Here is a 25725-nt window from a genome sequence, read left to right as displayed (position 1 = left end):
AAGCCTGGACTGCCTAGACATCAACAGCGTGGGATTTGGAGAGACAACATGACACGAGCACTCGGACTAGTCAGGACAATCGCGCTGGCGACGGCCTTGTTCGGCGGCGCCGCGGGCGCGCAGACCATCAAGATCGGCGTCAACGAGCCGCTCACCGGCGCATTCGCGGCCTCCGGCACCTATGTCGTCAACGGCGCCAGGATCGCTGCCGACGAGATCAACGCCAAGGGCGGCATCCTCGGCAAGAAGATCGAGCTCGTGATCGAGGACAACAAGAGCAACCCGACGGAAGCTGCCGCCGTCGCCGAGAAGCTCATCACCAGCGACAAGGTGCCGGTGCTGATGGGCGCCTGGGGCTCGAGCCTGACCCTCGCGGTGATGCCGAAGCTGATGGAATACGAGACCCCGATGGTGGTGGAGACCTCGTCGTCCGGCAAGATCACGACGACGGGCAATCCCTTCATCTTCCGCATCTCGCCGCCCTCGGCAGTCGAGGCGGCCGCGTTCAAGGGCATCGTCGACAAGCTCGCGCTCAAGAAGGTCGACTTCCTCGTCATCAACAACGACTGGGGCCGCGGCACCGCCGAGGACTTCAGCAAGATGATGAAGGACAAGGGCATCACCATCGGTCTCGTCGAGACCATGGACCAGGGCGCGCAGGACATGAGCGCCCAGCTCTCCAAGATCAAGAGCTCGGATTCGGAGACGGTGATCGTCACGACCGCCGTCGACCAGCTCACGCTGATCTTCAAGCAGGCCGCTGCGCTGGGCCTGAAGAAGCGCATCATCACCACCGGTGGCTCGCAGAACCCGGACCAGATCGTCGCCCAGGCGGGCGCTGCCGCCAACGGCACCATGCATCTGACGACGTTCCTGCCCTGGTTCCCGGACAAGACGCCGAACCCGGAAGCCACCAACTATTTCATCACGGAATGGAAGAAGCGCGGCTTCGAGTTCGCCGGCTGCACCGAGAGTTTTCGCGGTTATGACGGCATCCGCACGGCTGCTGCGGCGATCGAGAAGGCCGGCAAGGCCGAGCCTGCTGCGATCAAGGCTGCGCTCTGGAACATCAACATCAAGGGCCTGAACGGCGACATCGTCTTCCGCAAGTCCGGCCCCGAGGGCAAGGAGAGCGGGCAGAGCCAGCCGAACGTCTATCTCATCGAGATCAACGACGGCAAGGTCGAGATGAAGACGCTTTAGCATCGATCAATCCCGGGCGAGGGCGGCATCGTCGCTCTCGCCTCACTACGTAGGGCTATCTCATATGAGAAAGACGTGGTGGACAGCTTGCCTGCGGCCCATCCTTCGAGACGCCCGCCTTATGGCGGGCCCTCAGGATGAGGTCGCGTTTTGCGGCGAGATATCAGACCCTCATGGTGAGGAGCCCGCCAAAGCGGGCTCTCCGGACGATGCTCCGCATCGCCGGGCGAACCATGCAGGCCGAACTCGTCCGGATGCCTTCTGTCATATGCGATAGCGCTACCTTGCTACGACACATTCGGGAACGGCCTTGAGCGAATTCCTCCAGCATCTGGTCAACATGCTCGTGCTCGGCGGCACCTATGCGCTGCTGGGCATCGGGCTGACCCTGATCTTCGGCATCATGAACGTCGTGAACTTCACCCATGGCGTGCTCTACACGTTCGGCGCCTACATCATGTTCATCGTGGTGCAGCAGCTCGGGCTGAACTTCTTCTTGGCATTGCCCGTGTCCGTACTGGCGGGATGGTTGCTGGGAGCGGCGATCGAGCTGACCTTGCTGCGTCCGCTGCGCGGCTCCGACATCGATACCACCATGCTGGTGATGATCGGCGCCTGGATCGCGATGCAGTCGGGCACGCTGTGGATCTGGGGCGGTGTCGCCAAATCGGTGACGACGCCATTCCCTGAAGCGCCGCTGGTGCTCGGTCCGGTATCCGTCTCCTGGCTGCGCCTGTTCGTGCTCGCTGCGGCGGCAATGTTGATCCTGGTGACGTATCTCCTGATCAACAAGACCAGCCTCGGCCGCGCGATGCGGGCGACGTTCCAGGACCACGACACGGCCTCGCTGATGGGCGTCAATGTCGACATGATCTACACCTCGACCTTCGCGATCGGCTCCAGCCTGGCCGCCGCCGCCGGCGCACTGCTCGGCCCGGTCTACGTCATTTTCCCGCAGATGGGCGATCTCGCCGCGGTGAAGGCCTTCGCCATCGTCATCCTCGGTGGTCTCGGCAACATCACCGGCGCGGTGATCGGCGGCTTCATCCTGGCGCTCGCCGAGGAGCTCGGCGCCGGCTACGTCTCGTCCGGCTACCGCGACGCCATGGGCTTCGTGATCATCATCGCGGTCCTGATCTTCAAGCCGACCGGACTGTTCGCGCGTGCGGAGCGCGTCGGATGAAGACAATCATCACCATCCTTGCGGTCGCAGCGCTTGCCTCGGTGCCGCTCTGGCTGCGCGATCCCTATCTGCTCAACGCCCTGATCACGACCGGAATCTTCGTCATCGGTGCGATGAGCCTCAACCTGCTGCTCGGCTTCACCGGCCAGCTCAGCCTCGGCCATATCGCCTTCTTCGGCATCGGCGCCTATGTCAGCGCGCTGACATCGCTCGGCTTCGACATCGGCCTGCCCGGCGACTTCCGCCTGGTTCACACGCCCTGGCCGCCCATCGTTGGTTTTGTCCTGGCGATTCTGGTCGCGGGATTGTGCGGCTATTTCGTCGGGCTGCTCTCGTTCCGTGTCCGCGGCGCCTATTTCGTCATCGTGACGATCTCCTTTGCCGAGGTGGTCCGACTGGTCGCGCTGAACTGGGTCGAGCTGACGCAGGGCCCGCTGGCGCTGACCAACATTCCCTCCCTTGCATTGCCGCTGCCCGGCTTCGGCGAGCTGACGCTGCGCACGAAATTCCACAACTACTATCTCGTTCTGGTCGTCGCGCTCATCGCCTATCTCCTGATCGCGCGCCTCGTTCATTCGCATTTCGGTCGCGCCATGCGCGGGCTGATGGAGAACGAGACGCTGGCCGTCTCCGTCGGCATCGACGTGACCAGGACGTTGACGATTGCCGCGGTGATCTCGGCCGCGATCGCCGGTGCCGCCGGCAGCCTCTATGCGCATTACATCCGGATCATCGATCCTGAAGTGTTCGCCTTCATCAACACCGTCACCATGGTGATCATGGTCATCAGCGGCGGCAAGGGCTCGCTGGCGGGGCCCGTCGTCGGCGGCCTGATCTTCGGGCTGCTGCCGGTCGCGCTGCGTCCGGTGATGGCGCCGGAAGCGCAATGGATCGCCTACGGCGGCGTGCTGATCGCGATCCTGTTCGTGCTGCCGCGCGGCATCGTGCCGTCGCTTGCGCAGCGGTTGGGTCGGCGGCGCAGCGGAGCGCCGGCGCTGGCGCCGGTCGCGCTCACTGAAACCGGCGCCAAGGAGCCGGCGTGATGACGGCGCGCAGCATTGCCATGACAATCGATCAGGTCGCCGTCCGCTTCGGCGGGCTGGTCGCGATCTCCGACATGAGCTTTACGGTCGGCGAGGGCGAGATCGTCAGCCTGATCGGGCCGAACGGTGCCGGCAAGACCACCGCCTTCAACGTCATGACCGGCTTCCTGACGCCGAGCGCGGGCCGCGTCACCTATCAGGGCACGACCCTCACCGGATTGAAGCCGCACGAGATCGCCGATCTCGGCCTGATCCGCACCTTCCAGCGCACCAGCGTATTCCCCAATGACACCGTCTACGACAACCTCCTGATCGGCCTGCATCGCCAGGGCCGGGTCCGGCTGCTCGACGCCATCCTCGGTCTGCCGGGCGCGCGCGCCTCGGAGCGCAGGCTGCGGCAGAGGGCGAGCGAGCTGCTCGAATGGGTCGGTCTCGAACGCCGCGCGCACGATGCGGCCGGCTCGCTCTCCTATGGCGAGCAGCGTCTGGTCGGCGTTGCGCTGGCGCTCGCGGCCGAGCCGTCGATGCTGCTGCTCGACGAGCCCGTCTCCGGCATGAACGCCTCGGAAACGCACCGCTTCGTCGAGTTGATCCGTGGCATACGCGACCGCGGCATCACGATCCTGCTGGTCGAGCACGACATGCCGATGGTGATGACGGTTTCGGACCGCATCGTGGTGCTCAACTATGGCCGTATCATCGCGGAGGGAACGCCGGACGTGATCCGCAACGATCCCGCCGTGATCGAAGCCTATCTCGGACATGGAGCGGGACGTGCTTGAGATCCGCGACATGGTCTGCGGCTATGGCGGCGTCACCGCGCTGCGCGGCATCTCGCTCGACGTGAAGGCCGGGCAGCTCGTCGCCCTGATCGGCGCCAATGGCGCCGGCAAGAGCACGACGCTGCGCGCGATTTCTGGCCTGGTGCCGCCGCGCTCCGGCCAGATGAAGTTCGAGGGCATCGACATCACCGGCGCGAGGCCGCAGCGCGTGCTGTCGAGCGGGATCGCGCATTGTCCGGAAGGGCGGCGCGTGTTTCCGCATATGAGCGTCGAGGAAAATCTCGACATGGGGGCTTATCTCCGTCGTGGTTCGGGCCAGATCGCGGCCGACCGCGAGCGCATCTACGCGGAATTTCCGCGGCTGGCCGAGCGGCGTCGGCAGGCCGCGGGCACGCTGTCCGGCGGCGAGCAGCAGATGCTCGCGATTGGGCGCGCGCTGATGTCGCGGCCGCGGCTGATCATGTTCGACGAGCCATCGCTCGGGCTCGCGCCCAACATCGTCGAGCGCACCTTTGCGATCATCCGCGGCATCCGCGATGCCGGCACCACGGTGCTGCTGGTCGAGCAGAACGCCTTCGCCGCGCTCGAGATGTGCGACCATGCCTATCTGCTCGAGAACGGCCGCATCGTGCTGTCAGGCGCCGGCACCGAGCTGATCGAGAACGAGCATGTGCGCAAGGCCTATCTCGGTGGATGATGAGGCCGGGTGGATTGCGGTCTGCGATCTCGATCGCCTGAAGGCGGAGACGATCGTCCGCGTCGCCGGACGCGACCTGCTCGTGATCTGGAACGAGGGCAACGTTGTTGCCTGCGAACGTGCGTGTCCGCACGAACAGGCGGATCTCGCTCTGGGGCAGGTGACGGCGGGGCGGCTCCATTGCCCGCGTCATGCGGCATCGTTCGATTTGTGCGATGGAGCGATCACTGCGGGATGGCCGAGCCCGCCGTTGCGGCTCCATCCGGTGCGGATCGCGGGCGGGCAAATCTGGATTGAGGCGTAGCAGCGGCAACCGGGGCGATGATGACATTATGCCCCTGTTTTGCCCGACGGGTCAAAGCCACGCGCGGCGTGAATTCACCTGTGAAAACAAGGGCGTTCTACTGTGCATGGGGTTGTTTTCGAACTTTTTTAGTCCAGCAGCCTGCGCGCTGCCTCCACCAGGACGCCATCGGCCCGCCGCAGCGCCTCGAGAATGGTGAAATGGTCGGCGCCCTCGATCGGAATGAGCCTGCCCGGCGCTCCCGCCGCCGCGCGCTTCTCGTGGAAGTCGATTGAATCGCACACCAGCGCTGGCAGTTCGCTGCTGCCATAGGCGATGTCGAGCCGCTTCTGCGTCACCGGCAGGCGAAGCGGCGAAAGCGTGGCGATCTCCGCGTCGGTCAGCTTGAGCGCGGTGTTGAGCCCGGTATCGCGGATCGGCGCGAGATCGTAGACGCCCGAGAGCGCGAGCCCGGCATGGACGCGCGGATGGTTCAGCGCCATCGCGACCAGATGGGCGCCGGCGGACCAGCCTGACAGGATGACCGGCCCGGCAACGCCATGGGACGCGCCGTGCGCGGCGAGCCAGTCGAGCGCCCGCGGAATCTCGGCGACGATGTCGGTGAGGGACACCTCGGGCGCCAGCGAATAGCCGGGAATCGCAACCGACCAGCCATGCGCGGCGACGCCTTCGACCAGCATGGCGAACAGCTCGCGCGAATTGCGCTGCCAATAGCCGCCGTGCACGAACACCAGGCAGGGCGCATCGGGCTTTGCGGCCGGGTAGAGATCGATCTTGTTGTTCGCCCGCTCGCCGTAGGGCAAATCGAGATGGGACTTCAGCGTGCCCCGCAGCCGGCCGGATGCCTCGTTGCGCTCGGCGATCAGGGCCGGGCTGTTCTTGACCGCGGCGTTGTTGTCATAGGCGGCGCTGCGTTCGGCCTGGGACAGTTCGGCCCATTTGCTGCGGGGGTCGAGCGGCCGATGCGTCGAGCTTGTGGTGTTGACCATGGAGTCTCCGAGTGGCCGGTCGTGATTGTGATCGGCGTCGCTCTCTCCTGTCTGCCACGAATCCCGCTCGAATTGAACATCGCTCGCGCTCAGGCGAGGAATGCGCCCGTGACGGGACCCCGCTCAGCAGGCGGTCGACGGGCTTGTTCGCGGCGGCAGGACAGCCGACGGAAATTGACGCGTGAAGGCACGCATCTTGGGCTGAACGCGCGATCCGTCGATTACCTCGAGGCGGCCGCAGCGGTTCAGGGTGTGCAGCTTCCGTCCGGGCCATAACGGTCCGGGCTTGAGGGAGTGGCGGACGATCTGCCTGAACGTCGTCGGCGACAGTTCGACGATTTCCGCCAGGGCGAGGGCCGCGCCGTATCCGTCGGCGCAGTTTTGGACCGGCCGCCACAGCCTGTCGCCGATGGTGACGAAGTTCCCCGCCGGTCGCGCGCTGGCGCGATCGATCATAACAGGGTTGCTGGCATGCGGCAGCCAGGGGCCGAGCAGATGCTCGGCGTAGTAGATCGCAAGCGAATCCGAATAGCCGCCGGTGCCGTCGCGCCAGGCGCCGAACAGATAGCAGAGACCGTTGTGCCGCGTGATCGTCGCATCGGCGAGCTCGAGGCCGGACAGCAGCGTCGCGTGCCGCTCCCACTTGTCCGGAAACCGGACGCATTTGTAGAGGGCGACATCACCGTTGAGCGAGCTCTCCGGGATCATCCACAACTCGCCGTCGTCCTCGATCAGGAAGGGGTATGAGAGATGCCAGGGCTCTTCGAGCACCGGCACGACCTCGCCGATTGGCCCGGTGTCACCGAACTCGATGGCCGAGATGATTCCCTTGCCGACGCGGTGATCGAGATCCTCGAAGAAGACGAATGTCCGTCCGCGCCAGGTGATGGGAAATGGATCGGCGTAAAAATGGTTTCCGGGATCGCCGAGCACATTCCAGACCGGCCCGGACAGATCTCCGGTCTGCCAGACGCCTGCATTGTCGTTGAAGCGCCAGCCGATGTGCCAGTGCGGGGCGTAGCAGCAGAGGCGATAGATCTCCTTGGCGATCGACACCGCGAGGCCGCGTGCGACGTAGCCGATAGGGCCGCGCTGGCTTGTCGTCGTGGCGGGATGCGCAAGCTGCGGCACAATCCGCGGCCGTCCCGACAGGATAGCCGCCACCATGGTCAGGGTGCGCGCCATGACCGTTTCAAGCGCGCCGCTGAGGCCGGCGGCAATTTCTCCGGAGGGATGGCCGCGATCAACGGTTGCTCCGTCGACCTCGTTGACGATCTCGATGACGGGCAGTTCGCCGGCGAGAATGGCGGTCAGCGCAGCGTTCTCGCCGGTGACTCCATTGAACCGCGGGCGGAGATACAGCCGGGCAGGGCAGTTCGGGTCTCGTGCAGCGCTGGTGAAATCGACGATCACGTCCGCTGTACCGGCGCGCGCCTGCGTCCGTTCCGGAATGACCTTCAGCTTGTCGGCGCCGCTGTGTTTGCCCTTGTGCAACACAATGCGTTCGAGCTCGAACAGCATGTCGAGACCTGCGGGCCGCGGCTCCGCCGTTGCCGTCCATGCGACTTGAACCGGCACATCGCGTCCGTCGATCGACAGCGTCTCGCGGTCCATCCACCGCCGCGCATGCTCAATTTCACAGCGAAACTCGATGATCATGTCGAGCCCATCTATTCCAACCTGTCAGGTCAAATGACTTGGCCGAGAATGCGAACGTATTCCTCCACCATGGCGTCTACCGAATAGCGCGACCTCAGGCCCATGGCGTTTTGTCGCAGCTCGTCGCGCAAGGGTTGGTCGGTCAGGAGTTTCGAGACAGCCGCCGACAGCTTCGCATGATCGGAGGCATCGACGAACAGCGCCGTCGGTTTTCCTTCGAAGGACAACACCTCGCGCAGCACGGGAAGATCGGTGACGACGGAGGGAACGCCGGCGTTCGCGGCCTCGACGGCTGCGAGACCGAAGGTCTCGGCCTGTGTCGGAAACACGAAGACGTCGAGACAGGCGAGGAAGTCCGCCATCCGGCGCGGCGTGATTTCGCCGAGCAGATGCAGCCGGTCCGACACCTTCAGATCATCCGCCAGCTGCCGCAGCCGGGCCTCGTCAGCGCCCTGGCCGGCCAGTGCAAGGTGCCAGGACGGCTGGTCCGGCAACAGACGTATCGCCGCATCGAGCCGCTTGTGAGGGTGCAGCCGCGCGGCGCAGCCGAGCAGGGTGCTGTCCTGCGGCAGATTGAAGTTCGCTCGCGCGGCTTCCTTCGACAGAGTGAGGGCCTTGTCGTCGAAGCCGTGCGGGACATGCACCATCCGCGAGCGATAGGCCGCGGGGTAGCGCGAATATTCGCGCTCCATGTCCTGCGAGTTGAGGGTGATGCGGTCGAAGAAGCCGAGGCTGCCCATGACGATGTCGGCCGTGCGCACGGGCCAGCTCATCGACAGCGCGGACGAGACCTGGTTGGCGACGACAGGTGCGCGGCAGACGAGGCGCGATGTCCCTGCGCCGATGACGTTGCCGAAATGCTGGAAGGTCAGGACCGCATCGGGCCTGGTGGTCCTGATATGACGGCCGAGCGTCCACAGCATCCGCAGCAGCGCCAGCGGATTGCCAGGCCGGCGCGATGCGCAATAGAGCGTATCCGGCGGCTCGTCGAAGGACTCCGATTTGCGGAAGAAGAACAGGTTGGTGACGCGGTAGCCGCGCGCAGAGAGGCCGGCGCCAAGCAGCCTGGAGATCTCCTGCGCACCGGCGTTCTCGGCCTGGGTCTGGACGAGGAGCACGTGCGGCATGGTTGCGCCGCTGTCTGGTCTTGCGAGTGCTGCTGCGGTGGACGGCAGCTTCGGTGCGTCGCCCAGTTCTGCGCCTGGTTGGTAATGGAGCACGAATCCCGACCCGCTAATGAAACATTCACCTTCTTAACCCGTACCTATCATGCGAGCACCGGGCGGACACCGACTAGCAACAAACGGAGTTAATGCGCGCGCCGCCGGAACGGCATCAATCACACGGGAATTCCACTGGTTCGGACGCGGCGTGGCGCGAGCGCGTTAACCAATTGGTGACGGTCGCGCGAGCGGCGGGTAACCGCCGATTAACCATAGATATTTACGGTGGAGCAGGCCACTGAACAGTGTTCGCCAGTTGAATCCGAGTAAAGTCCATGACGTTCGGTCGCCGCGCAGACCCGACAAGTTCCGGATCGACCGGTGTCGCCGCGTCGTGGCAGTCCCGGACCGCATCGAACGATAAGCCTCGCGGAACGGCCGCGCGCCTTGGCGGCGTGCTCACGGCCGCAGGCGCGTTCTCCTTCCTTCGCGACAATGCTCGCCGCATCCTGACGCTGGCGCTGGCGATCTTCGCTCTCGGCGTTGTCGTTCTTCTGGTGATCCCGGTTCGATTTGCCGCGACCGCGCTGGTCGTCGTCGATCCCAGGGAGCAGCGCGTGACTGCGGACCAGGACGTTCTGCCCGGCATCGGGCAGGATAGCGCCGCGTTGCAGAGCCTGGTCGAAGTGGCGAAGTCCGACGGCTTCCTCAAGCCGCTGATCGAGCAGCTCAAGGTTCGCGATGACGAGGACATTTCCGGGGGACACACCGACCCCGCGCGCCTGCTCGAGCGATTCCGCAACCGTCTCGATATTTCCAGGCGCGGGCTCACCTATGTCATCGCCATCCGCTTCACCTCGAACCGGTCGGAGCGGGCGGCCTATTATGCCAATGCGATCGCCGAGGCGTTCGTCGCGAGCCAGAAAAGCATCCGAACCGAGGCGACTGATGAAGCTGCCGACTGGCTGAGCAGCCGGCTCAAGACGTTGAACGACCGGTTGAAGGCGTCGGAGGATGCTGTCGCCGCATTCAAGCTCGAGCACAGGATCGTCAATGCCGGCAAGGATTCCACGACCCAGCAATTGCGCGTGACCGAGCTGTCGCAGCAGGTCGCCGCCGCGCGCGCCCGGACCGAAGAAGCAAAAGCCCGCTACGAACAGGCGCAGCGCGACGTGAAGGCGAATGTCGAGGCTCCCGCCAAGCAGGATCTCCTCAGCGCGCTGCGCGCCCAGCGCTCGGCCCTCAACGACCAGATTGCGCAGAAGCGCGCGGTGCTCGGCGATCGCCATCCCGATCTCGTGATGTCGTACAGCCAGCTGAACGATCTCAACAGGCAGATCGAGGTCGAGCGGGCCAAGGGCATCGACACCGCAAAGTCGGAATACGAGTCCCAGCGCGACCAGCAGAAGGCGCTCGAAAGCCAGATGAAGGCGGCTGAATCGCAGCTCCTCGCCGACGGTCAGGCGCTGGTGAAGCTCCAGGAGCTGCAGCGCGACGCTGAGGCCAACAGGAACATCTACGAACAGTTCCTGTCGCGCTCCAAGACGACGAACGAGCAGCGTCTCCTGCAGAGCTCCCAGACCAAGGTGGCTTCGCCCGCCATTCCGCCGCTGCGCTCGACCCTTCCGCCGCTGCCTTTGCTGCTCGCCGCTCTCGCGATCGGCTCGCTATTGACATCGACGGCGGTCGTTGCCGCGACGGCGCGCGGATCGGACAAGGCAGCTGAAGAGGATCCCGCTCCAGATCCGACGCCGCGCCAGCCGGCGGCATGGCCGCGCCCGCCGCTGTGGGCCCGCATTCCCGACCTGTTGCCTGGCGATGCGCCCAGAAACATCTGGCAAGGTCCGGTGTCTACGACGGCCGAGCTCGATCTCGGTCCGCATCTGCGTCCGGTGCTCGACAGGCTGGAGAAGCTGCCGGGAGCCCGGGGCAAGGTCGTGCTCGTGATGTCGGTCGGCAAGCGCGCCGGCGGCAACACCGTCGCCCGCTCGCTGAACCGGTGGGCGGTGAACAGGGGCAAGCTGAGTGTCCTGATCCGGGTCGAGCCGGACCTCGGTGGTGCCGGGGCCGGTCTTGCCAAGGGACAGGCCGACGGTGTGAGCATCGCGAACTTCCGCAGCGTCAGTGCACTTCTGGGCGCGAGCAATCGGCCCGAGCCGTTGCCCGCGGACGATATTCGTTCCGAGTTCGATCTGATCGTCGTCCATGCAACCTCGCTGGCCCTGCAACCGGAGGCGGCGGCGCTCGCCGCGCATGCTGATCTCGTCATTCTGGTCGCGCGCGAAGACGCGGTCGATTCAGCCGCCATGCGCCGGGCAATTGCCGCGCTCTCCCGCTTCGGTGGCGTGCCGACCGGGATCGTCGTCAACCATGTGCCGGCCGATCCGGCGTCGGCGCAGCGTCGGGGCGAAGTGCTAGGCCTCGCCGGTTGACCGGCACCTACTCGCCGGGCTCGGCAGCGCGGACCGCATAGGCGCGGCGCTTCCATGCCGAGAAGCGCAACAGCGCGAGAATGGAAGGATCCACGCCGGTTCGCCGCCGGCAGAGGATGTTGAGCGCGATGGTCGCGAGCGCCAGCGAGGCGGTTGCCGAGATCGCAGCGCCAAGCACGCCGAGCCAGGGAATCAGGACGAGGAATCCGACCAGCCGCAGCGCTACGTTGGCAGCGACGACGGGGACATAGATGCGCTCGTGGCCGGTCAGCTGCAGGATCGCCGCAGATGGACCGCCCGCCGCCTGGAAAGCCGTTCCGATCGCGAGCACGATCAGGACCCAGTGCTGTGCCGCGAAATGAGGTCCGAACAGATTGAGAAGATGGGGGCCGCCGACCCAGATCAGGAGCAGTCCGCTGACCACGCAAAGCGCGGTCACTTCCGCCATCAGCTGTAACGTCCGCTCGAACTCCTGGTGGTTCTTGCTGAAGTACAGCGAAGGAAGGCGGCGCGCGCCGAAACTGTACAGCGCAGCCGACAGCATGGCGAAGATGTTGGCGAGGCGCGAGGCGGCGAAATAGATTCCGGCGGTTGCCGGATCGAGCATCCAGTAGACCAGGATGACGTCGAAATACTGGTTTGCCGCCTCCAGGATGGACGCGACCCAGAAATGAAGCGCGCTCGATCTCCAGCGTGACGTCTCGGACCGCGCCACCGTGCCGCGGAAATCCGGCAGTGCACGTGCAACTGCAACGATCTGCGTCACCAGACCAATCGACATCGCAATCGTCATCACCGCGATCAGTTCGGCAGGATCGAGCTGCCCGTGGCCGAACAACACGGCGAGCAGAAACAGGACAACGCCGACCCGCCAGAAGAATTCCCGGTTTCCTTCTCCCATGAGAATACTGACCAGCGAACGTGCGACCTGGCTGCCGAGCATCACTCCTGCGCTCACGGCGGTGTAGGCGGACACCGCAACGATCAGCAGCCACCCATCGCCTCTCATGCTCGCTATGATCGCTGTCGCGCCGATCGCAATCAGCATCGCGAGGGACGAGATCTTCAAGCTCGATAGCAACACGCCCTTGGTCAGATCGGGGCGATCTTGCACCTGGTACTCGTTCAGGAAGCGCACCAGGAGCGATTCCTGCCCGACCAAGCCCACGACCGCCGCGATCTGGGCAACCGAGAGCCAGGTCGCAAAGATCCCGAACCCGTCCGGCGACATCGTTCGTGCCGCCAGCGAGAACAACGCAAATGCAAGCGCGCCGCTACCAACCTTGAGGAGGATGGTCCCGACGACACCGCGCGTTACGTCACGCCGCAGAAACTGAACAATGGATGCGATCATTGAAGATACGGGGCGTCCCCCGAAAATGCCCGTTGCGAGAGTGATGAGAGCCTAGCATGCCAGGAAACCGCGAGTGTTAATGCGCGGCTTGCGGAATCCTCGCTTCCGCGACCGGTGCCGGCTGCTGCTTCACGGTGAAACATCTGCGTCCCCTTTGTCCCAGATAGAGCAGAGACCGGCTGCAATCGAAAGCGACGTGATGCCGCGTCACCGCGCGATGGCTGCTGATCTGACGAAAAACGGTCATGTGTTGAACCGTGACAGGATTGAAGGTCGGGTTTCGTGGATCATCCCGAGCAAGGGCCGTGCCGGGACGGATCATCTCGGTGATCCGTTAACCTCGATCTCCGGAAATGATCGCGTTTGGCCCTGCGATGCGACATCAGGCGGGATAATTGCACGTGGAACCACCGTTAACTGTGGGAGCCTGGACCATGACGGCGGATAGCACCGTGACCGAGCCGATCGCGGCAGCGGAGACTTCGACGATCGCTGCGGACATCGCGATCGTCGGCGGCGGCCTTGCGGGATCGCTCGCGGCGTCCGTCCTCGCGCGGGCAGGGCATCGTGTCGCTCTGGTCGACAAGCGTGCGGTCCCTCCGGACGAGTTTCGGGTGGAGAAGATCGGCGGCCATCAGCTGGAATTGTTCCGCAGACTCGGTTTCATCGATGGTCTCGCGAGCGCCGGTTGCCGCTATGACCGCGTGCTCAATGTCAGGGAAGGCAAGGTGATCGATGTCACCGTCGGCCGGGCTTACGGGCTTCCCTATGCCGATCTCGTTGCCATGGCGCGCAGCCAGTTACCTGATTCCTCAAGTCTGATCGTCGACGAGGTCGCCACGGTCACCTCTGGCGACGACGTCCAGCATCTCGAGCTCGCTTCCGGACGGCGCATCGATGCGCGCCTTGTCGTTCTGGCCACGGGCATGGCGGGAGCGCTCGGCTACAAGCTCGGCATCAGGCGGCGCGTGCTGGCGGAGCGCCATTCGGTCTCGTTCGGCTTCACCATCGCCCGCCGCGATGGCGCGCCGTTCGATTTCGAGGCGCTGACCTGCTATGGCGAGCGTACAGCGGACGGCGTCGATTATCTCAGCCTGTTTCCGGTGCGCGCGGGCATGCGGGCAAATCTCTTCATGTTCCGCGATCCGACCGATCCGGTCATGCGTGACCTGCGTCGGGACACGGAAGCAACGCTCTTGCGGTTGCTGCCGGGATTGCAGAACTTCCTCGGCGACTTCTGCGTGACGGACCGGGTCCAGAACTGGGTGATGGACCTGTCCGTCGTCGAAGGACATCTCCAGCCCGGAATCGTGCTCATCGGCGACGCGTTCCAGACCAACTGTCCAGCAGCCGGCACCGGCGTCGCGCGCCTGCTGATCGACGTCGAGCGTCTTTGCACCGTATATGCGCCGCGCTGGCTCGCAACTGCGGGCATGGGCACGGAGAAGGTATCGCAGTTCTACTCCGATCCCGACAAGATCGCGGCGGACCAGCAGTCGCTGAAGATGGCGCGCTTTCGGCAGGCGCTGACATCCCGCAACGACCTCAGCTGGGACGTGCGGCGGCGCCTGCATTTCCTGCGGCGCAGTATCACCCATCGGGTCGATCAGATGCAGCCAGGTTGGCTCGCGCAAGTGCGAAGCGCGCTGCGCGCCTGAGAGCCGAACCTCTCGGCGCCTCAGCGCGTGGGGGTCGTGCTGCGGGTCGGCAGAAGCCTGAACTCCGACATTCGCTTGGCGGCCAGCTTGAGCCAGGGGGCCTGCTTCAGGGCGAACAACGATATGGCGCCCACAGTGCTGCCGGCCTGGGTGACGGTCCACATTGGCGAAGGCTGCGCGCCGAACAGTTTCTTGTACGGCTCGTCGCCAATTGTGAAGTCGAGCATCTGATCCCCGCGCTCGATGCAATCCCTCGCCACCTGCTCGAACATCAGCGCGCCCAGCGACTGGCTCTTGTAGCCGGCGATGTCGAAGGCGCTCATGATGACGAGGAAGCTGTCGCGGTGGTGCAATCCAAGCACGGCGGCGATCACCTCGCCATCCATCTTCATGGCATAGAGCCGCACGAAGGAGCCGAGGCCGCGAACCGCCACGTCGGAATAGAAGTCGTAATATTCGGGGCGCTGGAGCAGGTCCCCATCACCCTGCGACTGGAAGCGCGGGCCGCGGAATTTCCGCATCACGTCCAGAGCGTTCAGGACCGAGGCGCTGTCATCGCAGCATGAGAAGCTCAGCGCGCCTTTCTTCTGGAGCTGACGATATTTCTTCGCGAGCTCCTTCTGGTAGGAGCGATCCATCGCGCTGGCCCGCCATTGCTCGAATGGCGCGACGAGAACGGTCGCATAGGCATTGCTGTCCATCGCCACCCGACGGGGCGCGTCCAGGAGGCTCTCGATCGGAAGCCGCCCGTCCGGCAGCTTGGTCATGCGGAGCAGATCGAAGGGGCGGACGAGATGCCGGATCTCCGCGCATGCGTCTGCATCTCTGAGTAACTCGGAAAACACCTGCGGGCTGCAAACGGGCGCCAGATAGTCGGAGACGCGCAGGTCCGCGAATTCGACGGTTCGTATCGGGCCGCGCCGGACCCGCAGCAAGGGCAGCACCATCGCAAGGGCGCCGGTCGCACGGCGACGAGCCACGACGGCCAGCGGGGTCGCGCCGGCATGGGATGCGAGCCTGGTGTAGAGACTGTGCAGCCAGAGCGGATGCTGGAAGGCGGTGGCGGCCGAACCGTCGAACAGCTCTGCATATTCCGGAGCGAGAAAGTCGAATGCCGGCTCGACGGCGATATCGAACGTATTGCTAGACGTCGTCATGCGTGACCAGGGAAATCATGTCACTCGGGAATGGTCGATCGAGCCGGAACCGAGGTTTTATAGCAGGGGAGTGACAATCGAGATACCGAGGCGGTACGATTTGCATTAACGCATCGAGCCCGGTTCGTATCGTTACGGAATTCTTAACGTCTCGCGGTCGTCGGCGCTCGGACAATGGCGATCAACCTGCGCTAGCGAACAATTAACCGTGTTGAAGGAAGGTCGGCTCATGGCCAGCCTACAGACCGATGCGGACTCCGGGTTACCCGAGAGCGCGATCTGGCAGACGCGCAGCGTTGGCATCGAGAAGATTGCCAGGGCCGCAATCCGCTGTTCGATCACCATCAACGTCGTTGCGTCGATGGGCACCCTCAACAGCGGGCTGCTGCCGGCGGAGTTGACTTATCTGCAGCAGGCCGTCGCGATCCTGATGTGGGGCGTCTTGATCTATGCGAGCGCATTCGTGCGGCCGCGCCTGCGCTTGCAGTTCAATCCCGATTTGATCGTGCTGGTCGCATTCTACGGTTTCGCCGTCATCTCCGTGTTCTGGTCCAGCCTGAACGTCGCGGCGCTGATGAAGAGTGCGGCGCTTGCGATGACGACCTTCGGCGCATTCTGTCTCGTCACGCGCATCGACATCGATGAGATTGTAGGAGCCACGGCCCTTGGACTCTTCGTCCTGGTCGCCGCATCGGCCTTCTTTGCGGTCGCTGTTCCCGACATCGGGATCGACCGCAGCTGGATGCACAGCGGTCAATGGCAGGGCATCTATGAATCGAAGCAGACGCTTGGCTTCGTCGGCGCCTATCTGATGTTCTTTGCCTGCTACCTGAAGATGAGGGGGCAGAGCTGGCCGGCGTTCCTCGCGACATTCCTTCTGGCGTCGACATGCGTGCTTGCCTCGGAATCGCGAGGCGCCGGTGCCGTCGCCCTGGCCGCCTGCGCACTGCTGGTGACCTCGATGTGGTCTGTCACCTGCATGAGGCTCTATGCGGTCCTGCCATTCGTCATGTGCCTGGCAGCCGGCGCGCTGTTCCTCTATTTCTACACGACCGGATATGACGCGATCCACATCGGTGACGCGAGTATCGATTTCACCGAGCGAACCTTCATCTGGCACTACGCCATAAGCCATTTCGACGACGCGCCGTTGCTCGGCTTCGGGATCAACGGCTTCTGGACGATTCCGTCGATCTACGACTATTTTGAGCAGAACCATGGCTGGGTGCTCGACAACTATCACAGCGGCTATATCGCGATCCTGATGGAAACGGGCTTTCTGGGCTATATGCTCTTCACGGCAAGCGTCCTTCTGTTCTCGAACAAGGTTCTGCATCTCATTTCCGCCCAGTCGATCGATCGGTCGCACTGCGCCCTCATCATCGGATTTGTCGTCCTGAGCTTCCAGACCAATTTCACGGAAACGACATTCCTTCGCTCGACGATGTTCACGTCGGTGCTGCTGGTCGGGTTCTTCTTTGCGACATGCAGACCGGTACGACAGACAGATTTCTAGTCTCTGGAATGGAAGCAGATGACCGTCATCCGTGCTCGCTGGCCGAAGAGTCGCAATCTCGCGGCAGCTTTCTTCTTCCTCGCGGCGCTCTGCTCGTCATCTCTCGCCACCGCGCAGGGTGCTTCCTATGGCGTGCCGAAACTGGGGCGCGGCATCAACATTCTCGGCTATGACGGGATCTGGGAAGGCGGTCAGAACGCCCCGTTCCGCCTGGACAATCTGACGGTCATCAAGAAGGCTGGGTTCGCGCATGTCAGGATCAATTTCTTCGGCTTCAAGTTCATGGGTCCGGGGAATGTCCTGGACGAGATCGTCCTGAGGCGGCTCGATGCCGTCATCGAGGAGGTCCTCGCGCGCAATCTCATTCCCGTTCTCGACGAGCACGATACCCATGTCTGCCAGAGCGACGTGGCTGGATGCGCGGAAAAGCTGAAGGCGTTCTGGCGGCAGATCGCCGAGCGCTATACCGGGAAGTATCCGAAGCTTGTCTTCGAGGTCTTGAACGAGCCGGGCGGACAGATGACGTCGGCCGAGTGGAATTCGCTGCTCAACGAATGCCTCGGCATCATCCGTCGCACCAATCCCGCGCGGCCGGTCATTGCCGCCGTTCTCAACACCGATGACAATCCCGTCGACGAGCTGGTTCTGCCGGCAGACGACCGGAATCTCATCGTCACCTTTCACTATTATGCGCCCCTGCGGTTTACGCATCAGGGGGCGCCGTGGTCTCCGACGTTTTCGCGGATCGGTCCGCTGGATTGGGGCTCGCAGGACGACGAAGCGAAGGCGGCGGCCGATTTCAGGAAGATGAGCCTCTGGGCTGAGAAGGAGAAGCGCCCGGCTTATCTCGGTGAGTTCGGCGTGTACGAGCGCGCGCCGTCCGATAGTCGCACGCGATACCTGTCGTACGTCGCGAGAAGCGCCGACAGGCTAGGCTGGTCATGGGCCTATTGGCAGTTCGACCATGATTTCGCGGCCTTCGACAGCGCGCGCCAGGCCTGGAAGCCGGACATCCTGCGGGCGCTGATCCCGCCCTCGCGTTAGCGAGACTGCTGGTCGGTCAAACCTCGAAAGTCCCAAGTCGGAAGATCGTCGCGTTCGAGTAGGGCGACGGTTGTATGACCGTGAAGACCGCGTCCGGAAACGCCTTCCAGACAGCGAGATCACTTCGTGTAATTGCGACAAGTCCGTAGTGCGAGCGGTGTTCGCCCGGTTCGCTTGGTTCACCGACATCGGAAAATCGCAACCGCAAAATGCCGTCTTCCGGCAAGGGGAGTGGCGGCCGACATATTGTCACGAGAGGCAATGGACCTTGGCCGATTGCAATGGAGTCCTCTGATGCAAGCGGTCCTGAGAGCGGGCCGGCGTCACTCTGCGTAGCACGAGCCTCGGGCGCGGGATCGGTCGCGCCTGCCGCTGCGGTGGCGGGTTCGACCGGTAAGGATGTTGGTTCAATGCTAGGCTGAAAATCCGGCTTAACGACGGCCGGCACGGTTTGAGCAGAGGTCCGGCCAGCCCGAAATGCGCCGCTGCGCCCCGAAGAGGCATCGGCCGCGTCGGTCGCGGCAGCCGGTACCGACTTCGTCCGCAACGCCGCCAGCGCGCCCCAGTCGAAATGCTCGGGATAATCGGCTTGCACGTCTCCTATGATGGCAGGCCAAGAGGTGTTCTGGCTGTCGTTCATTGCATCCGTCGTGGTCGCACTCTACGCCCGCTCGATGATTCTCAATGTAGCGCGCTGCCCTCGTTCAGCTAATGCACCCAAAGGGTATGTCCAATCGTTTGAATTTGCTAGTCCCCGGTAGCACGCTGGAAATGGCGCCGCTCGGGCCGAAGGGTCAATAACGGCCACCGTCGCTTTTCTGTTGAGCGATCCATTGCGACAGCGTTTTCGGTCGCGGCGCCAATGCTGCTGCCGTCCTGCTGGTTCGCGTCGATGATGCGGTCGGTTTGGCCCCAGCGTTTCGTTCCGGGTGCCGGTTCAAGCCGGGTTTCGCCGGCGCAGCCGCGATTGCTTCGGCGGTCTCCCTCTCGAGTCGCAGTTGCTTCAATCGGGCCATCTTGTTGCGCTCGGCTTCCAGTTCGGTGCTGTCGGACAGCAGCTTTCGGTGCTGAGGACTCTCCGCTGCGACCGCGACAGCAATGACGGACATTTCACCAAGGGCCTTGCAGGCCTCGAGCCGATGCAGTCCGTCGACCAGAACGAACTGATCATCTTCGGGGCGAACGGAAATAGGAACTTGCTGTCCGATCTCCAGGATGCTTTCCGCGATCTTTTGAACGAGTCCGGGGTCGAGCGTCTTTCTGCTCTTGGGCGGAACGCGAATTTTGTCGATCGGCAGGTTTTCCGCTTTGGGCATGGCTTCTGCTCCGGCACTTGATCCCGGCGCCGCGCGGCGAGGCGAGGGGGGGCAGCCATCCTAGGAGCGGGCGGGCGCGTGAAGCAACCAGTTTCCATTCGCCTTGTGCATGGCGCACGGGAGACTGGGGAATAGCGCCTTGATGCAGGCGTGCCGACGGTGGCTGAAAGTTCTTGTCGGACGTGCGGTGCGCTTCAGCGATCCGGGACCGAGAGTGCTCGCGGCAGTCTGAACGCCAAGTTGTAGAAACCGTCTGGTTCGGTTTAATCCGGTTCCTTTTCGATGGCGGAGGTCGTGTTCGGATAAACGACAAAACTTGCTGTGTGGATTGGAATTCAGAAGCTTTTTCAATTGCATGACGCGGATTTGCGCCGGGTTTTTCGCCGCCCGCGGTCCGGATTAATTACGGTGCTGAAAACTCGCGCAGGACGTTCGTCCCTACTTTTCGCGGGAACTTCGGAATGGTAATCAAAATTGATTTAATTCATTTTTAACTATTTACGGTGGCGTCTTGAACCACACCGACAGGTTTTTGCCGAACGGCCTGCGGCACCAATCCTTTCAATTCGAGCGCGACGCGACGGCGGAGTTGCCGTCCGCTCCGGTTGCAATCCCGGATCGGCGATATGCGGGTGGTGGACTGAACTGAATGCGTGACGTAGAGGCCTTGTTGAATTCGCTCATTGATGTCGATCGCAGCACGCTGATCTCGGTGTTGTCCATGGAGGTGCAGACGGCCACAAAGCTCGCCATGAGTGGGCACCAGCGCACTGCCTGGCAGCGTGCGAAAAGGCGAGGCGCCGTCGAGCACGCTGCCCGTCTCGCGCATATCCTGGCCTATTTCAAATCTGGGGAGGCGCCGCCCGGCATGTCGGAGGATGATCGCCGGCTTTGCAGCAGCCTCGTGGAGAAGCGTAGCCTGTAGGTCGACCGGGTGATCCTGTCCTAGAGACATTTGATGAAGAGTTGATCGCCATGAATGAAAACGACGCGCTCTTGCTCGATCTTGCGATCGGCAGCCGCTTCCGGGTGAAGTCCCTCGGCAAGCATAGCAAGCGTCTGGACGGGAGGACGGGACGGGTCATCGGCTTTGCCCACACCAAGAACGCGCTGCGGGTCATTCTGGACGGACACAAGCATCCGCAAACGCTGCATCGCAGCTATCTGGAGCCGCTGGTCGAGACGGCGTCCTGAAGCGGCCGTCGCCGCCCGCGCCGGCACCGCTTCAGTTGGACTCGATCGGCGCGATCAGGTCGACGATGCGGAGCAGACCCTGGCAGACCCGCCAGATGCAGCCGGTGCCGAGAAACAATTCGGTCGCGGCGTTCATGTCGCCAAACTGGAGGTGATATCCGTTGGCGATCACGTTGATGGATATCCTGATGCCGTTCGTGCCCACCAGCTGGGTGCGCGCCGTATGGACCGCTTCGACCAGCCGCCGCCCGAACTCCCTGGCATCGTCGAGATCGAGCGCTACGAGCCGCGGTGGCGTGCGCGCCTGGTTGAACGGAAACACGGCGTCGATGAGGATGGTATGGCCGTCCGACAGCAGCAGCAGCTGGCTGACCGATTTGCCGGCCGGAAACAGGAAGCATCGTTCGTCGAGGTCGATCTTGATCTCGTACTTCGGCCGCAACTCTGTAATGATCCGGGGCGCGGGATTGATATTCATCATGTTGCAATGCGAATTGACCGTAACATGGCTTTATCCTAGGTCGCTCGCGTGGAAGCGGCAAGGCGGATGCGTCAAGGTCAATCCATCGCCTGGATCTTTGGGTGACCAGCGGAGGTGCTGTCCCAGGTCGCCCTGGGCGGTATAATCGGCACATAGTTGGGCAAGAGGGGCCGACGAGCCCCCGACCATATTTCGGGGCATTGCACTAATGGCGATCAGGATTGCGGCGGTGAGTTCCGCCACCATGTCGGATGACAAGAAGGAATTCATCGTCCAGACCACGGGCAAATATACCGGTGCACTGGAGCTGAGATTCGCCAGTGACTGCGTCGATGATCTGATCGCGGCGCTGACAAGGGTGCGAGGCGATGCGCAGCCGGCGGCGTCGAATGGCGGGGGACCGGCGCTTGCCTCCGAAGCAGCCGCCCCCAGTGCTGAAGCCGCAGCGCTGACCAAACCGGGCGCGACCGGCAAGGCCGGCGAGGTGAGGTTCGAGATCCCCAAGAACTGCACGATTTCCGCGGACACCAGCGGCCGCGGTCTTGTGCTCTTCATCCTCAATCACCGGCTGGAAGGGCAGGCCGGTTACGCGTTCTCGCCGGACGCTGCGAAACAGTTGGCCGGCGGGCTCACCAAGAGCGCCGATGCATTGCTGGCGCAGCGGGCGACCCCCAAGAGTTAAACCAGATGTCACCCCGTGGAGCGTTGGCCCCGCGTCATTTAAACTCCGTTATTGCAAGAATTTACGATGATAAATAACGCGATCACCCTCAGCATTCGTCCGAAATGGCCCGAGATCGCCGATCACTTCGCGGTCTGGTCGCAAGGCCGCGAGATCGGCAGGATCCGGCACGCGCCCGATGTGAGCGAGCCCGATCGTTCGTGGGAGTGGTTCGTTCTGATCCCCATGGGACTTCCGGCATGGGCGAGGGGCGCCGCCCAGGACAGGGATACGGCGATCAGGGCCTTCAGCGCAGCCTGGGGAAGGCTGCTGAAGGAAACGCAACCCGAGCGGATGCAGCGCGCGTGGGAGCTGCACGGCGCGGCGCAGTCGAGGGCTGTGGCGATGGCTCCGCCGGCCGGTGCCGAGCTGAAGGCAGGCTGATCCTTCCGCTCATCCGGCTCCATCGAGAGGTATTTTTCCACCTCCGGGAACGGTGATTGCCGAGATTTCCCGGTGTTGGCCAAGTTGGTCAGCATCAATTTACCGACTAAAGGTTGCGTTAATTGTAAATAGTTGCTTAAATTTCCCGACTGGGCTCGTTTTGGGCAGAGGCTGTTTTGATTAGTTTTAGTATTCGGGACGTTGCGTAGGCCGGCACGCGTGTGCGCGTGAGCCGGCTTTTTTATTGTTATTGCGCAGCTGACGATTGCGAACCGACCTCTGGCCGAGCGGCTTCTAGGATTTTTTGCGACTTTTTTGGAGAATTGATCATGGCGACATACGTTTGGGATCCGGCCAGCGGAACGTACGTACTTTCCAGCGATTCACTCCTTACTGTCTCGACCAACCTCGCCGACTACTCGCCAGGATCTACAGCGCTTATCACGGCGACCAACGTCACTCTCGGCGGTGCTGTGCAGTTCAGCGTCCTCCATTCCTCAGGTCCAGGGCTCGACGGAGTCTGGGGAACGTTGGACGACGATATGGGAACGCCTTTGAGCGGCAGCACGCCCTGGATCGTGGTCGACGGCGGGGCCGGCGATCTTGACGGTGCGATCAATGGAAGCATCATCACATCCTGGTACGTCAACGACGACGCATTTGGCCAGAGTTTCCTTCTCACTGCGAGCGATCCGGCGGCGGCGGGAATCGCGACCACAAGCTTCACGGACCAACTCATCGTAGACTTCAAGCAGGCAGCCAACAACAACGGCGAGCCGGGCGGTACGGGCGACATCGACTGGATCAACAGCATCATTCAGCAAAGCAACTCGGTCTACTACGAGGGCATGTCGGTGATGCAGCGCGTGGTGCTCACCGGGTTTACCGACAGCGGCAACGATGGAAACATCACGCTCAACTTCTCGACCCAGGCCACCAAGGGTGGCGTCCACGCCTATGACTGGCTGACGTCCTGGGATCAGGCTATCGCCGAGGCGAACGACTATGGCGTGCCGTTCGACAATACTCAGGTCGATCCCAACCAGAACAGCCTCCATGTCGGCACGGAATACAATCTTACGCTCGCCGAGGCGAGCGATGGTGCGATCGGTCCTCCGAATACGCTGGATGATACTGTCGTCGAACTGAGGTCCCCGGGCACGGACGGATTTGTCTACTACATAGACGTGGTCGTTCCCGACGATCCCTTCATCAGCAAGGATGGCTCAACGCAAGACAGGATTGACGCCTATGAATCGCTTTATGGTAATCGCACCATACGCGTCTATTCCAATCAGGCGATCACATCAGCCACTCTCACGCTAAGTCACTCCGTCGCGAACGGCGGCGATACAGGAGATTCTGATAACAACTATCAGCTCCTTATTGATTTTGCGGGCACCGTTACGACGAACACGCAAATCATGGTCGAGCTCGCCGGGCATCTTGCCCTCGGCGAGGGCGACGCAGGCTGGGGCACCAATCTCGGCTCGTCTGCGATCAGCGGGGGTCCCTACCACTTCAACCTGCGTTCGATCGATGGGACGTCGCTGGGCTCGCAGGACAACCAGATAAAGGGCGCCGACATCCAGCTGCCGCCCGAGCCGACCTTTGTGCTTTCCGGTGTGAAGTATGAAGACGCCGGCGGTGATGGCGTCAAGGATCCCACGGACGCCCCGCTGTCTGGCTGGACCTTCTACCTTTACAAGGATAACGGAATCACGGGGACGCTCGATGCTGCCGACACGCTGGTCGCCAGCAGCGGGCCGACCACTGGAAGCGGTGCATATTCATTCACTGACCTTGCTACCGGCAACTACATCATCGTCGAGGGAAACCAGGCGGGGTGGTCGCTGACCCCGTCAGCCGGCATGACGCTGGTTAACCCGCTCGGCGACGGCGTGGCGGATACGCTGAGCCAGTACGGTTACGCGGTGAGCATAACCGATCATGACATCACTACTGGATTGGATTTCGGCAACTTCGAGAACATCGACGTCTCCGGCTACAAGTTCGTCGACACCGACGGCAACGGCAGCTGGGATGGGAGCGAGCCGGTCAAGGCGAACTGGACGGTCTATCTCGACAACGACAACAATTTCGGCAACGGCGTGCTCGCCACGACGACGACGGACGCGACGGGTCAGTATCACTTCAACGACCTCGGGCCCGGCACCTATTACGTCTACGAGAAGTCCGAGACCGGCTGGACCAACACCTACAACGGCGCAACCAGCTTCACGGCGCAGAGCGGGGTGGACCAGCACGGCGATCTCGGGCAGACCGAGCCGCTGAACTTCGGCAACTTCGAGAACATCGACGTCTCCGGCTACAAGTTCGCCGATCTCAACGGTGATGGCCATTGGGATTTGGGTGCGGGTGAACTCGGAATTCAGGGGTGGACGATCTATCTCGACGATGACAACAACTTCGCTAACGGCGTCCTCGCCACGGCGACGACGGATGCTGATGGTCACTATGTGTTCAGCGATCTGGGACCGGGCTCATACTATGTCTATGAGCAGCAGCAGAACGGGTGGACCCAAACTTACAACGGTACGACCAGTTTCACCGCGCAGAGCGGCGTCGACCAGCACGGTGATCTCGGCGAAACCGAGGTGCTCAACTTCGGCAACCATCTCATCGAAGGTCCCGGTGTACGTACGCCCGGGTTCTGGCAGAACCCGACCAATGGCGGCACGTACTGGGATGGCATCATCGGAAACGAAGCCCATGCGGGCGATCCTTGTTTCCCCGACGGCGAGCTCCTGGGTTACAACGATGCGGATGGAGCCGGACCGGGCAAGGCCCTGATCGCCAATCCCTATATTCTACTGGGCGACGACAATGGCGACGGGTCGACGGCAGGTGACTCCGGGCCGTATCTGAAGATCACTCTCAGCGATGCGCTGAAGTTCATCAATTTGAGCGGAGCGCCGAAGAACGATACGAGCTGGAACCTGGCGCGGGACGCGATTGCCACTGAATTGAACTTGTTGGCAGGAAATCCCGGCGGCGACCCCAGTGATCCGAACAGTCCGGAGCATTATCTGGATCAGGCGATCCTATGGCTGCAGAACTTCGACAAGAATCACGATGGTACATTGACGGCCACGGAGTTGGGGAACCCGGCGGTCAAAGCGAACAGCGCGGATTGGCAGAAGGGAATCGACACCAATCACAACGTCGGCGATGGATATGAAATCCTTGCTGGCAGCGTCATCCATACTGCGCTCGACTCGTACAACAATGATGGCTCCATCAACGGCGTGTTCTATGCTTTCGATGGCGATTTCTGCTCGGATCAACAACATCAATACCAGATGATGTTGCAATCCGCCGCCGCCTAGGCTCATCGGATTTGGCAATGACGAGGGGCCCTGTTCGGGCCCCTCTCTCGTTTTCGATCGCTCGACGACGCCACGGTGCCGTCGGGCGAGCTTCG

23 protein-coding genes are annotated in these 25725 nt (G+C 62.8%); 15 read left to right on the top strand and 8 right to left on the bottom strand.

Annotation, left to right across the window (positions count from 1 at the left end):
• Positions 1-48: 48 nt before the first annotated feature.
• The 6 genes from JQ592_RS00325 (at position 49) to JQ592_RS00300 (ending at position 5212) form a co-directional block, all read left to right on the top strand.
• Positions 49-1203: an ABC transporter substrate-binding protein gene (locus tag JQ592_RS00325; protein WP_211400941.1), complete on the top strand. Its 1155-nt coding sequence runs from the start codon at positions 49-51 to the stop codon at positions 1201-1203.
• A 310-nt stretch (positions 1204-1513) separates the two neighbouring features.
• Positions 1514-2386 (top strand): branched-chain amino acid ABC transporter permease, encoded by an 873-nt coding sequence (locus JQ592_RS00320; RefSeq protein ID WP_211400940.1) that lies wholly within the window; start codon positions 1514-1516, stop codon positions 2384-2386.
• Entirely contained in the window at positions 2383-3429 is a 1047-nt protein-coding gene (locus JQ592_RS00315) for a branched-chain amino acid ABC transporter permease (protein WP_211400939.1), read from the top strand. The genes JQ592_RS00320 and JQ592_RS00315 overlap by 4 nt, the downstream gene beginning before the upstream one ends.
• Positions 3429-4211 (top strand): ABC transporter ATP-binding protein, encoded by a 783-nt coding sequence (locus tag JQ592_RS00310; RefSeq protein ID WP_211400938.1) that lies wholly within the window; start codon positions 3429-3431, stop codon positions 4209-4211. Before JQ592_RS00315 ends, JQ592_RS00310 begins: the two co-directional genes overlap by 1 nt.
• Complete coding sequence (locus JQ592_RS00305) at positions 4204-4908, top strand: ABC transporter ATP-binding protein (protein WP_211400937.1); 705 nt, start codon at positions 4204-4206, stop codon at positions 4906-4908. The genes JQ592_RS00310 and JQ592_RS00305 overlap by 8 nt, the downstream gene beginning before the upstream one ends.
• Positions 4901-5212, top strand: coding sequence for a Rieske (2Fe-2S) protein (locus JQ592_RS00300; protein ID WP_433996384.1), 312 nt, complete (start codon positions 4901-4903; stop codon positions 5210-5212). Before JQ592_RS00305 ends, JQ592_RS00300 begins: the two co-directional genes overlap by 8 nt.
• A gap of 128 nt (positions 5213-5340) precedes the next feature.
• Here the strand turns inward: JQ592_RS00300 and JQ592_RS00295 are convergent, their stop codons facing one another.
• The 3 genes from JQ592_RS00295 to JQ592_RS00285 form a co-directional block, all read right to left on the bottom strand.
• On the bottom strand, positions 5341-6201 hold the full coding sequence (locus JQ592_RS00295; protein ID WP_211400935.1) for an alpha/beta hydrolase: 861 nt from the start codon (positions 6199-6201) through the stop codon (positions 5341-5343).
• 123 nt (positions 6202-6324) lie between these two features.
• The gene (locus JQ592_RS00290; RefSeq protein WP_211400934.1) at positions 6325-7860 is read right to left on the bottom strand and encodes a glucosamine inositolphosphorylceramide transferase family protein; all 1536 of its coding nucleotides are present in this window, start codon (positions 7858-7860) and stop codon (positions 6325-6327) included.
• A gap of 29 nt (positions 7861-7889) precedes the next feature.
• Entirely contained in the window at positions 7890-9080 is a 1191-nt protein-coding gene (locus JQ592_RS00285) for a glycosyltransferase family 4 protein (RefSeq protein ID WP_211400933.1), read from the bottom strand.
• A gap of 278 nt (positions 9081-9358) precedes the next feature.
• Here JQ592_RS00285 and JQ592_RS00280 point away from each other — a divergent pair, with 278 nt between their 5' ends.
• A complete protein-coding gene (locus tag JQ592_RS00280; RefSeq protein ID WP_211400932.1) occupies positions 9359-11455 on the top strand; it encodes a GumC family protein in 2097 nt (698 codons plus the stop codon).
• A gap of 7 nt (positions 11456-11462) precedes the next feature.
• On the opposite strand, the gene JQ592_RS00275 is transcribed toward JQ592_RS00280, so the two are convergent.
• The gene (locus JQ592_RS00275; RefSeq protein ID WP_211400931.1) at positions 11463-12809 is read right to left on the bottom strand and encodes a lipopolysaccharide biosynthesis protein; all 1347 of its coding nucleotides are present in this window, start codon (positions 12807-12809) and stop codon (positions 11463-11465) included.
• A 434-nt stretch (positions 12810-13243) separates the two neighbouring features.
• Between JQ592_RS00275 and JQ592_RS00270 the strand changes: the two genes are divergently transcribed.
• The gene (locus tag JQ592_RS00270) at positions 13244-14467 is read left to right on the top strand and encodes an FAD-dependent oxidoreductase (RefSeq protein WP_211401724.1); all 1224 of its coding nucleotides are present in this window, start codon (positions 13244-13246) and stop codon (positions 14465-14467) included.
• Between the two features lie 20 nt (positions 14468-14487).
• On the opposite strand, the gene JQ592_RS00265 is transcribed toward JQ592_RS00270, so the two are convergent.
• Entirely contained in the window at positions 14488-15624 is a 1137-nt protein-coding gene (locus tag JQ592_RS00265) for a GNAT family N-acetyltransferase (protein ID WP_211400930.1), read from the bottom strand.
• 229 nt (positions 15625-15853) lie between these two features.
• Here JQ592_RS00265 and JQ592_RS00260 point away from each other — a divergent pair, with 229 nt between their 5' ends.
• Together JQ592_RS00260 and JQ592_RS00255 are read left to right on the top strand one after the other, a co-directional pair.
• Complete coding sequence (locus JQ592_RS00260; protein ID WP_211400929.1) at positions 15854-17140, top strand: O-antigen ligase family protein; 1287 nt, start codon at positions 15854-15856, stop codon at positions 17138-17140.
• Between the two features lie 18 nt (positions 17141-17158).
• A complete protein-coding gene (locus tag JQ592_RS00255; RefSeq protein WP_211400928.1) occupies positions 17159-18184 on the top strand; it encodes a glycoside hydrolase family 5 protein in 1026 nt (341 codons plus the stop codon).
• Positions 18185-18200: 16 nt separating this feature from the next.
• Here JQ592_RS00255 and JQ592_RS00250 read toward each other — a convergent pair whose 3' ends face one another.
• Together JQ592_RS00250 and JQ592_RS00245 are read right to left on the bottom strand one after the other, a co-directional pair.
• On the bottom strand, positions 18201-18824 hold the full coding sequence (locus JQ592_RS00250) for a hypothetical protein (protein WP_211400927.1): 624 nt from the start codon (positions 18822-18824) through the stop codon (positions 18201-18203).
• A 154-nt stretch (positions 18825-18978) separates the two neighbouring features.
• A complete protein-coding gene (locus JQ592_RS00245) occupies positions 18979-19500 on the bottom strand; it encodes a ParB N-terminal domain-containing protein (protein ID WP_211400926.1) in 522 nt (173 codons plus the stop codon).
• Between the two features lie 649 nt (positions 19501-20149).
• On the opposite strand from JQ592_RS00245, the gene JQ592_RS00240 reads away from it, so the two are divergent.
• On the top strand, positions 20150-20425 hold the full coding sequence (locus JQ592_RS00240) for a hypothetical protein (RefSeq protein ID WP_211400925.1): 276 nt from the start codon (positions 20150-20152) through the stop codon (positions 20423-20425).
• Positions 20426-20475: 50 nt separating this feature from the next.
• Positions 20476-20694: a hypothetical protein gene (locus JQ592_RS00235; protein ID WP_183241653.1), complete on the top strand. Its 219-nt coding sequence runs from the start codon at positions 20476-20478 to the stop codon at positions 20692-20694.
• A 31-nt stretch (positions 20695-20725) separates the two neighbouring features.
• Here the strand turns inward: JQ592_RS00235 and JQ592_RS00230 are convergent, their stop codons facing one another.
• The gene (locus tag JQ592_RS00230) at positions 20726-21175 is read right to left on the bottom strand and encodes a hypothetical protein (RefSeq protein ID WP_211400924.1); all 450 of its coding nucleotides are present in this window, start codon (positions 21173-21175) and stop codon (positions 20726-20728) included.
• A gap of 229 nt (positions 21176-21404) precedes the next feature.
• Here JQ592_RS00230 and JQ592_RS00225 point away from each other — a divergent pair, with 229 nt between their 5' ends.
• From JQ592_RS00225 to JQ592_RS00215, 3 genes are all read left to right on the top strand, one after another.
• On the top strand, positions 21405-21857 hold the full coding sequence (locus JQ592_RS00225; RefSeq protein WP_211400923.1) for a hypothetical protein: 453 nt from the start codon (positions 21405-21407) through the stop codon (positions 21855-21857).
• A 66-nt stretch (positions 21858-21923) separates the two neighbouring features.
• Positions 21924-22280, top strand: coding sequence for a hypothetical protein (locus JQ592_RS00220; RefSeq protein WP_211400922.1), 357 nt, complete (start codon positions 21924-21926; stop codon positions 22278-22280).
• Between the two features lie 329 nt (positions 22281-22609).
• The gene (locus JQ592_RS00215) at positions 22610-25630 is read left to right on the top strand and encodes an SdrD B-like domain-containing protein (RefSeq protein ID WP_211400921.1); all 3021 of its coding nucleotides are present in this window, start codon (positions 22610-22612) and stop codon (positions 25628-25630) included.
• Positions 25631-25725 lie beyond the last annotated feature (95 nt).

The organism is Bradyrhizobium iriomotense (genome assembly GCF_018129405.1).
In the GTDB taxonomy this organism is placed as follows: domain Bacteria; phylum Pseudomonadota; class Alphaproteobacteria; order Rhizobiales; family Xanthobacteraceae; genus Bradyrhizobium; species Bradyrhizobium iriomotense_B.
Note: the sequence above shows the minus strand (reverse complement) of the source record. Positions and strands in the feature narration are given on the sequence as shown.